The organism is Flavobacterium sp. JLP, from assembly GCF_015350755.1.
Lineage (GTDB): Bacteria > Bacteroidota > Bacteroidia > Flavobacteriales > Flavobacteriaceae > Flavobacterium.
This window is the reverse complement of sequence record NZ_JADKPS010000001.1, coordinates 954,533-967,464: the sequence shown is the minus strand read 5'-3', so window position 1 is coordinate 967,464 and position 12,932 is coordinate 954,533. Positions and strand designations below refer to the sequence as shown.

General features: G+C 33.7%; 12 protein-coding genes. 10 read left to right on the top strand and 2 right to left on the bottom strand.

All coding sequences use genetic code 11. From position 1 onward, the window contains the following. The first annotated feature begins 6 nt into the window (after positions 1-6). Positions 7-513 carry a hypothetical protein gene (locus IRZ83_RS04340; protein ID WP_194567052.1) on the top strand — a complete coding sequence of 169 codons (507 nt, stop codon included), beginning with the start codon at positions 7-9 and terminating at the stop codon, positions 511-513. Between the two features lie 71 nt (positions 514-584). On the opposite strand, the gene IRZ83_RS04335 is transcribed toward IRZ83_RS04340, so the two are convergent. Both IRZ83_RS04335 and IRZ83_RS04330 read right to left on the bottom strand, forming a co-directional pair. Next, on the bottom strand, positions 585-1,559 hold the full coding sequence (locus tag IRZ83_RS04335; RefSeq protein ID WP_194567050.1) for a TerC family protein: 975 nt from the start codon (positions 1,557-1,559) through the stop codon (positions 585-587). Positions 1,560-1,872: 313 nt separating this feature from the next. Further along, on the bottom strand, positions 1,873-2,886 hold the full coding sequence (locus tag IRZ83_RS04330; RefSeq protein ID WP_029268921.1) for a glutamine synthetase beta-grasp domain-containing protein: 1,014 nt from the start codon (positions 2,884-2,886) through the stop codon (positions 1,873-1,875). A 427-nt stretch (positions 2,887-3,313) separates the two neighbouring features. Here IRZ83_RS04330 and IRZ83_RS04325 point away from each other — a divergent pair, with 427 nt between their 5' ends. The 9 genes from IRZ83_RS04325 (at position 3,314) to IRZ83_RS04285 (ending at position 12,743) form a co-directional block, all read left to right on the top strand. Next, complete coding sequence (locus IRZ83_RS04325) at positions 3,314-5,503, top strand: glutamine synthetase III (protein WP_029268923.1); 2,190 nt, start codon at positions 3,314-3,316, stop codon at positions 5,501-5,503. Positions 5,504-5,897: 394 nt separating this feature from the next. Next, the gene (locus tag IRZ83_RS04320) at positions 5,898-6,746 is read left to right on the top strand and encodes a hypothetical protein (RefSeq protein ID WP_029268924.1); all 849 of its coding nucleotides are present in this window, start codon (positions 5,898-5,900) and stop codon (positions 6,744-6,746) included. A 70-nt stretch (positions 6,747-6,816) separates the two neighbouring features. Further along, positions 6,817-7,338, top strand: a complete 522-nt coding sequence (locus IRZ83_RS04315; protein ID WP_194567048.1) for a hypothetical protein — start codon at positions 6,817-6,819, stop codon at positions 7,336-7,338. An 8-nt stretch (positions 7,339-7,346) separates the two neighbouring features. After that, positions 7,347-7,748 carry a hypothetical protein gene (locus tag IRZ83_RS04310; RefSeq protein WP_194567046.1) on the top strand — a complete coding sequence of 134 codons (402 nt, stop codon included), beginning with the start codon at positions 7,347-7,349 and terminating at the stop codon, positions 7,746-7,748. A 23-nt stretch (positions 7,749-7,771) separates the two neighbouring features. Further along, positions 7,772-8,074: a CsgE family curli-type amyloid fiber assembly protein gene (locus IRZ83_RS04305; protein WP_051662667.1), complete on the top strand. Its 303-nt coding sequence runs from the start codon at positions 7,772-7,774 to the stop codon at positions 8,072-8,074. Positions 8,075-8,090: 16 nt separating this feature from the next. Continuing rightward, positions 8,091-8,495, top strand: coding sequence for a curli production assembly/transport component CsgF (locus IRZ83_RS04300; protein ID WP_194567044.1), 405 nt, complete (start codon positions 8,091-8,093; stop codon positions 8,493-8,495). Between the two features lies 1 nt (position 8,496). After that, on the top strand, positions 8,497-9,858 hold the full coding sequence (locus IRZ83_RS04295; RefSeq protein WP_194567042.1) for a CsgG/HfaB family protein: 1,362 nt from the start codon (positions 8,497-8,499) through the stop codon (positions 9,856-9,858). Positions 9,859-9,922: 64 nt separating this feature from the next. Next, entirely contained in the window at positions 9,923-11,407 is a 1,485-nt protein-coding gene (locus IRZ83_RS04290; RefSeq protein WP_194567040.1) for a carboxypeptidase regulatory-like domain-containing protein, read from the top strand. 157 nt (positions 11,408-11,564) lie between these two features. Beyond that, a complete protein-coding gene (locus IRZ83_RS04285) occupies positions 11,565-12,743 on the top strand; it encodes an AIR synthase related protein (protein WP_029268940.1) in 1,179 nt (392 codons plus the stop codon). Positions 12,744-12,932: the final 189 nt, after the last annotated feature.

Here is a 12,932-nt window from a genome sequence, read left to right as displayed (position 1 = left end):
AAAATTATGAAAAAGATATTAACCCTTTTCGCAGTTGTTGGATTATTTGCCTTTTCGAGTTGTTCAGATGATAATAATGGTGATGGAGATACAATCAGCGAGGTTTTTGAAGTTTCCGGCGTTAACTTTACATCAGCCAACAGTTTCAGTACGTTGGTAGACTTAAATCCTTCTATATATGATTCAGACGTAATATTGGTTTACAGACTTTCTGCAGTAGACAACGGAAGAGACATTTGGAAATTACTTCCTGATACTTACTTTTTTGCTGACGGTACAAGAAATTTTAGTTATGAATTTGACTTTTCTCAAGATGACATTAACATTTTTATGGATGGTAATGACTTAGGAACAGTTGCAGCAGGATTTAGAACAAATCAAGTTTTTCGAATTGTAATTGTGCCAGGTGCATTCTCTACAACCGGAAAATCAGTTAAGCCAGATTATTCCGACTACAACGCTGTTATTGCAAAATATAATATTGATGACACCAATGTTAAGAAGCTAAACTAAATAAGTGAAGTAATAAAAAAAAGGAAATCTTACGATTTCCTTTTTTTTATGAATATATGTTTCAAAGAATATTATTCTTCTCCTAAATCTGTATCTGTAAGTTCTTTTTCTTCTCCAAATTTTAATGAAACCAAGATTCCAACTAAAAGTGATAAAGCTATAAATCCTAATGAAGCCCATTCCGGAACGAGAATCCATTCATGAAGCAGCATTTTTAATCCAACAAAGGCTAAAATAGCAACTAAGCTGTATTCTAAATAACTGAATTTTGCCAACATATTCGCCAGGAAAAAATACATAGATCGCAATCCTAAAATGGCAAATATATTAGAACTGAATACTAAAAATGGATCAGATGTAATGGCCAAAATTGCAGGAACGCTGTCTACAGCAAAAAGAACGTCCATAACCTCAATTACAATTAAAGCTACGAATAATGGTGTTGCTGCTTTTCTTCCTTTTTCAGTTAAAATGAAAAATTTCTCATGATCCATTTCAGAAGTAATTGGAATAACCTTTCCTAATGTTTTGTATACAAAAGAGTCTTTCGGCTGAAAATCTTCATCTTCGCCAGAAAACAACATTTTAATTGCAGTAAATAATAAGAAGCCTCCAAATAAATAAGTTGTCCACGTAAATTTATTGATTAGCATAACGCCGAAGAAAATCATTAATCCACGGAAAATAACTGCACCTAAAATTCCCCAAAATAAAACACGGTGCTGGTATTTTTGAGGTATTTTGAAAGAAGCAAAAATAATAGCGATTACAAATATATTGTCGACACTTAAAGATAATTCGATTAAATAACCGGTGATAAACTTCATTGAAGCTACAGCAGGTTTCAGTTTATCTGGATTTGCAATATAATCTGTAGTATATAGCCAGTAAATTACTCCTGAAAATAAGAAGGATAAAGTAACCCAGATCAGAGTCCATTTGCTTGCCTCTTTGGTACTGATAATATGTGGATTTTTGTTAAAAACACCCAAATCTAAGGCAAGAATAAGTACTACGGCTAATAAAAATGAAATCCAGACAAACATAAGCTATTTTTTAAATGATTTACAAAGATAGGTTTTGAAGTTTAACTTAAAAACTAATTATTAGAAAATTACTTTCAAATTTTAGTTAAGATTTAAGTCTTTCAATCATCTTAAGTGAAGTCGAAATATTAGGCGTTTAAAAATTTTATTGCAATTTAGGATATTCGATCGGTTCAAGATCCTAAATCAGACAGGTTTTTAAACCTGTCGGGTTTGCTGTGCGGCAATTCGACTTCGCTCAGTGTGACAATAGAAACAAAAAAAAAGTGCCATCAATTAAGATGGCACTTTATAGTATAATTTGAACTATGAATTATAGCGCTGATTTTACAGTTTTGATAATTCTAGCAGCAATTTTGTATGGATCTCCGTTTGAAGCTGGTCTTCTGTCTTCTAACCAACCTTTCCAACCTCTTTGAACAGTCATTAAAGGAATTCTGATAGAACATCCTCTGTCTGAAACTCCGTAAGAGAAATCGTGGATAGATGCAGTTTCGTGTTTACCAGTTAAACGTTGGTCGTTGTAAGCTCCGTAAACTGCGATATGCTCAGCAGTAACAGGGCGGAAAGCCTCGCAAATTCTTTCGTAAGTTGCTTGGTCTCCACATGTTCTTAAAACTTCGTTAGAGAAGTTAGCGTGCATACCTGAACCATTCCAGTCTGTATCTCCTAGTGGTTTTGGGTGATATTCGATATAATAACCATATTTTTCAGTCAAACGATCTAATAAGTATCTAGCAACCCAGATTTCGTCTCCAGCTTTTTTAGCGCCTTTAGCGAATAATTGGAATTCCCATTGTCCGCAAGCAACCTCTTGGTTAATACCTTCAAAGTTAATTCCGGCAGCGATACATAAGTCAGCATGTTCTTCTACTAATTTTCTTCCGTGAGTGTTTTTTCCACCAACAGAGCAGTAGTACATACCTTGTGGAGCAGGATAACCTCCAACAGGGAAACCTAATGGCAATAAAGTTTTAGTATCCATGATGAAATATTCTTGTTCGAAACCAAACCAGAAATCACCATCATCATCAATAGTAGCTCTTCCGTTAGAAGCGTGTGGAGTTCCGTCAGCATACATAACTTCTGTCATTACTAAATATCCATTGATACGAGTTGGATCTGGATAAATAGCAACAGGCACTAAAAGACAGTCAGAAGAACCACCTTCAGCTTGTTTTGTTGACGAACCATCAAATGACCAATTTCCAAGTTCTTCTAATGTTCCTTTGAAATTTTCGTGCTCTTCAACTTTAGTTTTACTTCTAAGATTTTGAGTTGGTTCATATCCATCTAACCAAATGTACTCTAACTTAATTTTAGCCATAATAATATAAATTAATTTTTTTGTTTTTTTTCGTTGGGTCAAATATAGATTTATTTTTTTAGTCCTAAAAATTAGGGGGCTATTTTGTTTAACGTTATATTATTTTTTAGATAAGCGCAATTTTTAAAGGGGTATATTTTAAAAAAAGCAATTTTTAATACCTTTAAAAAATAAATTCGCAAAAATTAAAGCTCTTTTTTGAATTTCTGGGTTAAGAAATTATGAAAAAATGTTTATTTAATAGAGAATGCCTCTGGATTTTGTTATATTTCTTTATTTCTGTTTCATTATTCTTTGTAAAAGTCGGCTTCTATTGAAAAATCTTCGCATAAAAATCTAAAATTTATCCTTTAAAAAGGCACTTAAATTGTTTATATTTGTGCCTCTTTTTTTAGTGAAAATTATTACGAATTTTAAACTTATATACATGTCAACATTACGTTTCCAAGCTTTAAAAGAAGCTTCTACAAGAAAGCCAGTACATTTTGAAGAAATGGATAGAAAATCTAACATTTTTGGTTCAAATGTGTTTAATGAGAAAGCAATGAAGCAGTTTTTAACTTCTGATGCTTTAAAAGGAGTTAGAGATGCGATTCAGCACGGAACTAAAATAGACAGAAAACTGGCAGATTATATTGCTATGGGAATGAAAGAGTGGGCGTTATCAAAAGGTGTTACACATTACACGCACTGGTTTCAGCCTCTTACAGGAACAACGGCAGAAAAACACGACGCTTTTTTCGAAACTTCATACGACGGAAGCGATCCTGTAGAAAAATTTGGCGGAGCACAATTGGTGCAGCAAGAACCAGATGCATCAAGTTTTCCTAACGGAGGAATCAGAAATACTTTTGAAGCTCGCGGTTATACAGCCTGGGATCCAACTTCTCCCGCATTTATTTACGGAACAACTTTATGTATTCCAACAGTTTTTATTGCTTATACAGGCGAAGCTTTGGATAATAAAATTCCGTTGTTAAGAGCTTTATCTGCCATGGATGAAGCTGCTACAGAAGTTTGTAAATATTTCGATAAAAACGTAAAAAAAGTAACGGCAACTCTAGGCTGGGAACAAGAATATTTTTTGATTGATAAAGCTTTGGCCAATTCTCGTCCAGACTTAATGATGACCGGAAGAACTTTATTAGGACATACTTCTGCAAAAGGGCAACAGCTTGACGATCATTATTTTGGGTCTATTCCGACGCGTGCTTTAACGTACATGAGAGATTTAGAACAAGAATGTATGTTATTGGGAATTCCTGTAAAAACACGTCATAATGAAGTAGCGCCAAATCAGTTTGAGCTTGCTCCAATTTTCGAAGAAACAAATCTTGCCGTAGATCACAATTCTTTATTAATGGATGTAATGCAGAGAGTGGCAGAGCGACATGATTTTAAAGTATTATTTCATGAAAAACCCTTTAAAGGTGTAAATGGTTCAGGAAAACACAACAATTGGTCGCTGGCAACAGATACTGGAGTTAACTTATTGAGTCCGAGCAAGACGCCAATGAGTAATTTACAGTTTTTGACCTTCTTTATTAATACAATAAAAGCAGTTAACGATTATGAAACTTTATTAAGAGCTTCTATCGCAACAGCAAGCAACGATCATAGATTAGGAGCAAATGAAGCACCGCCAGCTATTATTTCGGTATTTATTGGAGAACAGCTGACAAAAGTTTTAAGTGAATTAGAAAGCGTAACAACTGGAAAATTATCTCCAGAAGAAAAAACCGATTTAAAATTGAATGTTGTAGGGAAGATTCCAGACGTTCTTTTAGACAATACAGATAGAAACAGAACTTCGCCTTTTGCCTTTACAGGAAATAAATTTGAGTTTAGAGCTGTAGGTTCAAATGCAAACTGCTCGAATGCAATGACAACTCTTAATGCGATTGTAGCAAAACAATTAAAAGATTTTAAAATAGAAGTTGATAATTTAATCGACTCTAAAGACATGAAAAAAGATGATGCGATTTTTAATGTTTTAAGAGAATATATTAAACAATCTAAAAAAATTCTTTTTGAAGGAGACGGTTATAGTGAAGCTTGGGAAAAAGAAGCAGCTAAAAGAGGTTTAAGCAATTTTAAAACAACGCCTGAGGCAATTAAGGCCAAAGTTTCGAAACAAGCTCTTGATTTATTTGATGAATTAGGAATTCTAAATCATATCGAGGCGGAAGCGCGTTACGAAATTGAATTGGAAGAATACACTAAAAAAATTCAGATTGAAGGTCGAGTTTTAGGAGATATTTCTAGAAATCATGTTATTCCGACTGCAATTCGTTACCAAAACACTTTAATCGAAAATGTAAAGGGATTAAAAGAGATTTTTGGAAAAGAGTTTGAAACGATTGCAAAAGAACAAATTGTTTTGATTAAAGAAATTTCAGGCCACATTGAAGGAATCAATTCTAAAGTGTTGGCGATGACTAATGAAAGAAGAATTGCGAATCAATTGACTGATGCTCAAAAAATGGCCGAAGTGTATTGCAATAAAGTAAAACCGTATTTTGAAGATATTCGTAATCACTGCGATAAACTAGAATTATTAGTTGATGACGAAAGCTGGACATTGACTAAGTATAGAGAACTGTTGTTTACAAAGTAAATATTAATTAACAATCTGAAAAACCCATCGATAACCGATGGGTTTTTTTTTATAGTAATACTAAAATTTTGCAAAATAAATAGTGTTTTAATAGAACTGAAGCCATAAATGTAAAGAAATTGTAATAAGTAAGTAATTTCTTATTTATATTTTTAGCGCTTTTAGCAGTTCATCGAGATAGTTTTACAGTTCATCGAAAAGAGGTTAAGTTATTGAAAAATAGGTATTTCTACTTGATTTGTTTTTCGATAAGTTTTCTAATTTTGGTCATGAAGAAAGAAAATAAGCGTTCTGCTTTCCTTTTCAAATGACGATTTTGATGGCCTGATTTTCACCCCAAATCACACTGACCTACATAATAAGTTGTATTAATAACCAATTAAATATATCTATTATGAAAAAAGTAATTTTGAGCATCTCAGCGATGCTATTTGTCGGGGCTGCAGCAATTGCACAAGGAAACACTTCATCAGTAAATCAGGTAGGAAACTCTGATACTGGTATTGTAACTCAAAACGGAGGAACAAATGACGCTAAAATTGACCAATTAGGCAACACTAACAAATCTGAAGTTTATCAAGGGGTTCAACCGGGAATTTACAACGCTAAAAACAACATGGCTGACGTAAAACAAAAAGGAAATGGTAATACTGCTTTTGCTTCTCAAAGTAATCATGATAACAAAGCGTATCAAACACAAACAGGAGATTCAAATAAAGCAACAATCTGGCAAGATCAAATTGCTCCTCCAGTAACAGCATTAGGCGGATTTGATAAAGCAACTCAAGTACAAACCGGAAAAAACAACGAAGCTATTATTGACCAAGGTACTACTGGAAACGAAAAACCAACAGGCGCTCCTTTCAATGCGGCTCAATTAGCTGCAGTTAATGCTGTAAGTGTGCCATTTGCACCTCATAACACTAATGAAGCAACTCAAACTCAAAATGGAGATGGCAACTATGCTTATGCTACTCAGGGTGGTGTTAAAAATAAATCTTGGCAAACACAAAAAGCTCCTGCTGGGACTGCTGTAGCAGATGGTAACAAATCATACCACTATCAATATGGTGAAGAAAATAGCGCTACAACTTCACAAGATGGTACTAAATTAAAAGAAAGTACTTTACAAATTGGAAATAAAAATACTGCAACTGTAACTCAAACTGGTGCTTCTCATAGCAGTGTTGCGTTTTCAAACGGAAATTTAAATACAATTACTGTTACTCAATCAGGTATGTAATTTGAAAAAATCTTAAATGAGATAGTCATAGAACGTGACTATCTCATTTTTTAATCTAAAATACATCAAGATGAGAACTTTCATTATAAATAGTATAGTCTTTTTACTTTTTTCTTCTGTGTTTTATGCCCAGGAAAAAGATGATAATTCAGATTTTAAACCCTACAGTTCATCTGTTTTTAATTCGAAAGAAAAAGCACTTAGTGTAGTTTCTGCTATGGATAAAAAAGCACAAAATGATTTGAATTCAAAAATTCAGTCAGGGATTCTAATACAGCAAATAGGGGATTTGAATAAAGTTATAGCAAATTTAAAATCAAATGAAATAAAAGTTGCTATTGATCAAAATGGCGACCGTAATTTACTGTTATTGGATAAAGATGCTAAATCCATTACACAAAACATTGTTCAGCAAGGAGATAATAATAAAATTTCAGATTTTACATTGTACACCAATTACAATATAAACATGGAAATGATACAAAAAGGAGACAATCAAAACATTCAAAGTATTGGGACCAATTCACTTTCAAAAAACATGAAAATTACACAAACAGGAAATGGTGCTTCAATAATTCTTATTAACAAATAAATTAAAACATGCGTTTTTTATATCGACATATTATTTTCGTATTTCTATTTTTTATGTTCATTGGCTATGGTCAGGTTCCTCAAGACAAAATAAAAGCCAGACTGGAAATTGAAAAAATTGAAGGCAATATAAAAATTACAGGTACTGCCGAGAATCTTACTGATGTCATCAGAGGTGCTGCCTACAAAATGTCTGTTATAAAAAATAATAATAAAAGTAATAATCAGTCTAATAATGACCAGGTTGGTGTTTTTACCCTACAGCCAAACGAAAAACAAAAATTATCTACTTCTCAGATTAATCTCTCTGCAGATGATGAGGTCATCGTTTTATTATTGTTTTATGATGAAAATAAACAAATAATAGCAAAAGATCGTGTGGTTTTGGGTGAAGAAAAAAAAAAGATGTAATTGTATTGCCTCTTGACGGATTTATGTTAAGAGGAATTATTACGGACGATACTAAAACAAAAGTGGGAAAAGATTTTTACGACAGATATTATTACAAATACAATGATATTGGAATCAACGCTGAAAAAATAGTTACAATAGGTGAAGAATATAGTTTTGCAAGAAACACCGCTATAACCATAAGTATCGACAATGAAGTTATTTATGAGTTTCTGGCCAGACCAGACGATGAATTTTTAGATGCAGTTGCAGAAGAATCTGTAAATGCCACCTTCACTTATTTGAAAGAGAAAGAAAAACAGCGCAAATATTTCACTCAGTATTAATTTTATTATTAACGACATGAAATTTATAATCACCCTTGCAGTAATACTGCTTGTTTCTCCGTTTATAAATGCTCAGGCTTTAGTTTATAAACCTGTAAATCCAGCATTTGGTGGAGACACTTTTAATTATCAATGGCTTTTGAGCAGTGCCGAAGCTCAAAATAAGCAAAAGGATAAAACGGCTGAAATAAAAACACAAACTGATTTGGAACGATTTAAAGCTAATTTAAATTCGCAATTACTAAGTCAGATTTCAAGTACACTCTACAAACAGCAATTTGGTACCGATGGCATAAAAGAAGGTTCTTACACTTTCGGGAGCTATTCAGTCGATGTTTACCCATCTTCAGACGGGCTAACACTCAATATTTTAGATACCAATACCGGCGAACAGACTCAAGTAATTATCCCAAATCAATAACATGAGATTACATCACTACTTATTAATTTTATTCGGATTTCTTTTTTCGGGTTGCGGTGCCTATTACAATCAGCCAACCGGAGTTGAAAAAGCGATTTTAGGAGAAGGTACTCCGGCAACTTCATTATTAAAAGGTTTGCCAAAACCAAAAGAGCCAGTTGTGGTGGGTGTCTATAAATTTAGAGACCAAACAGGGCAATATAAACCACAGGAAAACGGAAGCAGTTTCAGTACAGCCGTAACTCAGGGTGCAACTTCTATATTGATAAAAGCGCTGGAAGATTCGAAATGGTTTGTACCAATTGAACGTGAAAATATTGGCAACTTGCTTCAGGAGCGAAATCTGATTCGGGCAACTCGTCAGGAATATGTAAAAAATGCTGATCCGAATGAACCGCAATTAACCCCATTGTTATATGCAGGTGTATTGTTAGAAGGCGGCATTGTTTCATATGATTCTAATATTATTACCGGTGGTTTTGGCGCCCGATATTTTGGTGCCGGTGCGTCTGTAAAATACCGTCAGGATCGTGTGACCATTTATCTGAGAATGATTTCAACTTCAAACGGAAAAATTTTGAAGTCGGTTTATATTTCTAAAACTATTTTATCTCAAGCTATTGATGAGAGTTTATTTCGATATGTAAATTTCAAAAGATTATTAGAAGTTGAAACTGGTTATACAACGAATGAACCTGTTCATATGGCTGTTACAGAAGCAATCGAAAAGGCTGTTGAATCATTGGTTTTAGAAGGTATAAAAGACAATATCTGGGAAGCAGATGCACCAAAATGGCAAGTTGATAATTTAGTTAAGGCTTATGATGAAGAAAATAAAACTGCTGATGTCACTGGACTTTATGGAAGGGTTTTGGAGAATAGAAGAAGCCAATTTGCTATAGAAATTTCTGGCGGTACAACATTAATGGATGGTGATTACAAAGACCCGCTTTTAAGACCTTTCGGACGCGGAGCATTAAAGTTCTTTATCACGCCTAGTTTTAATGTCAGTGCTTCGACAAATGTTGTTAATCTTGCCAATAAAAATTTACTCGATGTTGGCTATATCACTTATGATCTTAATCTCGAATGGATTTTACTGCCTAAAGATCGATTTACGCCTTATCTCTATGGCGGTGGCGGTTATGCAATGAATAGAAAATTTGAAAACACATACGCTAAATTTCAGTACGGCGCGGGTTTAGAATATATGGCATCAGACCGAATGGGAATAAAATTATTTGCTGAACAAAATATCAATTTCAGTGATAATGTTGATTACATAAGAGCTGGAACCCGAGATGATTATTATTACAAATTTGGATTAGGGCTTACGTATTATTTTGCAAAAAAGAAAAAATAGTGTAATTCAAAAACCATCAATTTAAAACACAACGACGAAGTTTAAAATTAAAAATAAATTAATAATGAAGTATTTATACAAAATACCGACTGTACTTTTTTTATTGTTTGTGGTTTCGTGCAGCGAAGAAAAAATCGGAGATTCTGAATTTGGTACCGTTACCGGAAGAGTAGTCAATGCCGCTACTTTTGAACCAATGGAAAATGTTAAGATACTTTCCAGTCCAACCAGCAGCACTGTATTTACAGATGCCGACGGTAAATTTACAGTTTCGAATGTAAAAGTGGGAGAATATTCTTTTCAGGCTCAAAAAGATGGTTTTATAGCCAAGTTTGAAGCTGCTACTATAACTGCAAACAATACTTCAGAAATAGTTTTTGAGCTCAATAAAGCAACCGCTAACAATAAACCGCCAACAGTTCCAGTATTAGTGAGCCCGATTGATAATAGTACTGGCCAGTCAGTTTCATTAGATTTAACGTGGACAGATACAGATCCTGATAATGATGTACTCACTTTTAAAGTAACCCTTAGAAATAGCAGTAATAGTGATATCAAAGTTTATGATGGAATAAAAGAAAAAAAGATAACACTGACAGACTTATTATATGGCACAAAATACTACTGGCAAGTAGAAGTTGCAGATGGTATAAATGCGCCTGTTTTAAGTGTTGCCAATGCCTTTACAACAATTGCATTTCCAAATACAAGATACTTATTTGTAAAAACAGTAAACAATAATAATGTGATTTTTACTGCTGATGATGCAGGAAAACAATATCAATTAACCAGTTTAGATAAAAATTATTGGCGTCCGAGGAGAAATAATCAAGCCCAAAAAATTGCTTTTATAGGTACAAATGGCTCTCAAAATGATATTTATACGATGAATTACGACGGAACAGAAGTTAAAAGAATTACAAGTACAGTACCTATAGCTGGTTTTAATTCAGAATATATAGGTTATTCCTGGAACGCTTCCGGAAGTGAATTCATTTATCCAAATTTTGATAAGCTATATAAAATCAGCAGCGATGGGAGTGGTTTATCTAAAATATTCCAGACACCAAATGGCAAATTTATATCAGAATGCGATTGGAGCGCCGATGGAACTAAAATAGCATTAAAAGTAAATGACTCGAACGGTTATAATGTAGAAATATATGTTATCAATATTTCAGGAGTAATACTAACCACAATTCTTTCAGGGCAAACTGGAGCTGCAGGCGGATTAAATTTTTCGGTAACAGGACAAAAATTAGTATATACAAGAGATGTTTCTGGTTTTGAAAATTTTAATTATCGTCAGCTGGATTCCAGAATTTTTGAATACAATTTTGCGACGGGAACTTCTACTCAAATCATAACTGAAAAAACCTTAGGCACAAATGATTTCGATGTCAGATATTCTCCAAACGAATCAGATCTTATTTTTACCAATACCTCAAATGATGGAATCTCAATAAAAAACATTGTGAAAACAACCATAGGAGTTGCCAACTCAAGAATGATTATGTTTTCTGGAACAGCAATGCCAGATTGGGAATAAGTGTATAAACCAAATTTCAGAATAATAAACCAAAAAAAACGGCAGTACTTAATACCTGCCGTTTTTTTTATGAATCAAATCTTCAATTTTAAATAGTATAGCCCGAGAATTAAAAAAAGGGATTATCTTTGCACCACATCAACACAAACTAAGTTTCATGAGTTCAGATTCTAGCAAAAGGTACGCACAAAGAGGTGTTTCGGCATCAAAAGAAGACGTACACAACGCCATAAAAAATATCGATAAAGGTTTATTTCCGCAGGCATTTTGTAAAATTGTTCCTGATTATTTAACGCAGGACGACAAGCATTGCCTAATTATGCACGCTGATGGTGCAGGTACAAAATCGTCTTTGGCGTATATGTATTGGAAAGAAACTGGAGATATTTCTGTTTGGAAAGGAATTGCTCAAGATGCTTTAATCATGAATATTGATGATTTATTATGTGTTGGAGCAACCGATAATATTTTGCTTTCGTCTACAATTGGAAGAAATAAAAACTTAATTCCTGCTGAAGTAATCTCAGCAATTATTAATGGAACCGAAGAATTAATTAACGAATTAAAATCTTTTGGCGTAACCATTCATTCAACAGGTGGAGAAACTGCAGATGTCGGTGATGTAGTTCGTACAATTATTGTTGATTCGACCGTTACTGCTCGCATGAAAAGAAGCGACGTTGTAGATAATGCTAATATTAAAGCTGGCGATGTAATTGTTGGTTTGGCTTCTTTTGGTCAGGCAACTTACGAAAAAGGCTATAATGGCGGAATGGGCAGCAACGGCTTAACATCTGCTCGTCATGACGTTTTCGGAAAATATTTGGCTAAAAAATATCCAGAAAGCTACGATGCTCTTGTTCCTGAAGAATTGATTTATTCAGGTCAGGTAAATTTAACAGATGAAGTTGAGAACAGCCCAATAAATGCTGGTCAATTAGTACTTTCTCCAACCAGAACTTACGCGCCAATCATCAAGAAAATTTTAGACAAATATACGCCAAACGATATTCACGGAATGGTGCACTGCAGTGGAGGAGCACAAACTAAAATTTTACATTTCGTTCAGAATTTGCACATTATAAAAGACAATTTATTTCCGGTGCCGCCATTGTTCAAGTTAATTCAGGAGCAATCAAAAACAGACTGGAAAGAAATGTACCAGGTTTTCAACTGCGGACACCGTATGGAAATTTACGTTCCTGAAAGCATTGCACAAGATATTATTGAAATTTCAAAATCATTCAATGTCGATGCACAAATCGTAGGTAGAGTAGAGGCGGCAGATGCTAAAAAACTTACTATCACAAGCGAATACGGAACATTCGAATATTAATTTTTTGAGATACAAAGGTTCAATCCCCAAGTTTCGGGACTGAGTTACAAAGGTTTTTTACTGGAGTTTAAACAGAACCTTTTTTATTAATAATTAGCTTTTTTTAAGGAGCTAATCCCGCTATCCGTTACAATCTTTTATTTTTTAAAGAAAAAAATAAAAGGATTTTCACTACTATCGGGGCTAAAA

Excerpts from the sequence above, each read along its gene's own strand:
- IRZ83_RS04340 (WP_194567052.1), top strand. The coding sequence starts at position 7 with ATGAAAAAGATATTAACCCTTTTCGCAGTTGTTGGATTATTTGCCTTT.
- IRZ83_RS04335 (WP_194567050.1), bottom strand. The coding sequence starts at position 1,559 with ATGTTTGTCTGGATTTCATTTTTATTAGCCGTAGTACTTATTCTTGCC.
- IRZ83_RS04330 (WP_029268921.1), bottom strand. The coding sequence starts at position 2,886 with ATGGCTAAAATTAAGTTAGAGTACATTTGGTTAGATGGATATGAACCA.
- IRZ83_RS04325 (WP_029268923.1), top strand. The coding sequence starts at position 3,314 with ATGTCAACATTACGTTTCCAAGCTTTAAAAGAAGCTTCTACAAGAAAG.
- IRZ83_RS04320 (WP_029268924.1), top strand. The coding sequence starts at position 5,898 with ATGAAAAAAGTAATTTTGAGCATCTCAGCGATGCTATTTGTCGGGGCT.
- IRZ83_RS04315 (WP_194567048.1), top strand. The coding sequence starts at position 6,817 with ATGAGAACTTTCATTATAAATAGTATAGTCTTTTTACTTTTTTCTTCT.
- IRZ83_RS04310 (WP_194567046.1), top strand. The coding sequence starts at position 7,347 with ATGCGTTTTTTATATCGACATATTATTTTCGTATTTCTATTTTTTATG.
- IRZ83_RS04305 (WP_051662667.1), top strand. The coding sequence starts at position 7,772 with ATGTTAAGAGGAATTATTACGGACGATACTAAAACAAAAGTGGGAAAA.
- IRZ83_RS04300 (WP_194567044.1), top strand. The coding sequence starts at position 8,091 with ATGAAATTTATAATCACCCTTGCAGTAATACTGCTTGTTTCTCCGTTT.
- IRZ83_RS04295 (WP_194567042.1), top strand. The coding sequence starts at position 8,497 with ATGAGATTACATCACTACTTATTAATTTTATTCGGATTTCTTTTTTCG.
- IRZ83_RS04290 (WP_194567040.1), top strand. The coding sequence starts at position 9,923 with ATGAAGTATTTATACAAAATACCGACTGTACTTTTTTTATTGTTTGTG.
- IRZ83_RS04285 (WP_029268940.1), top strand. The coding sequence starts at position 11,565 with ATGAGTTCAGATTCTAGCAAAAGGTACGCACAAAGAGGTGTTTCGGCA.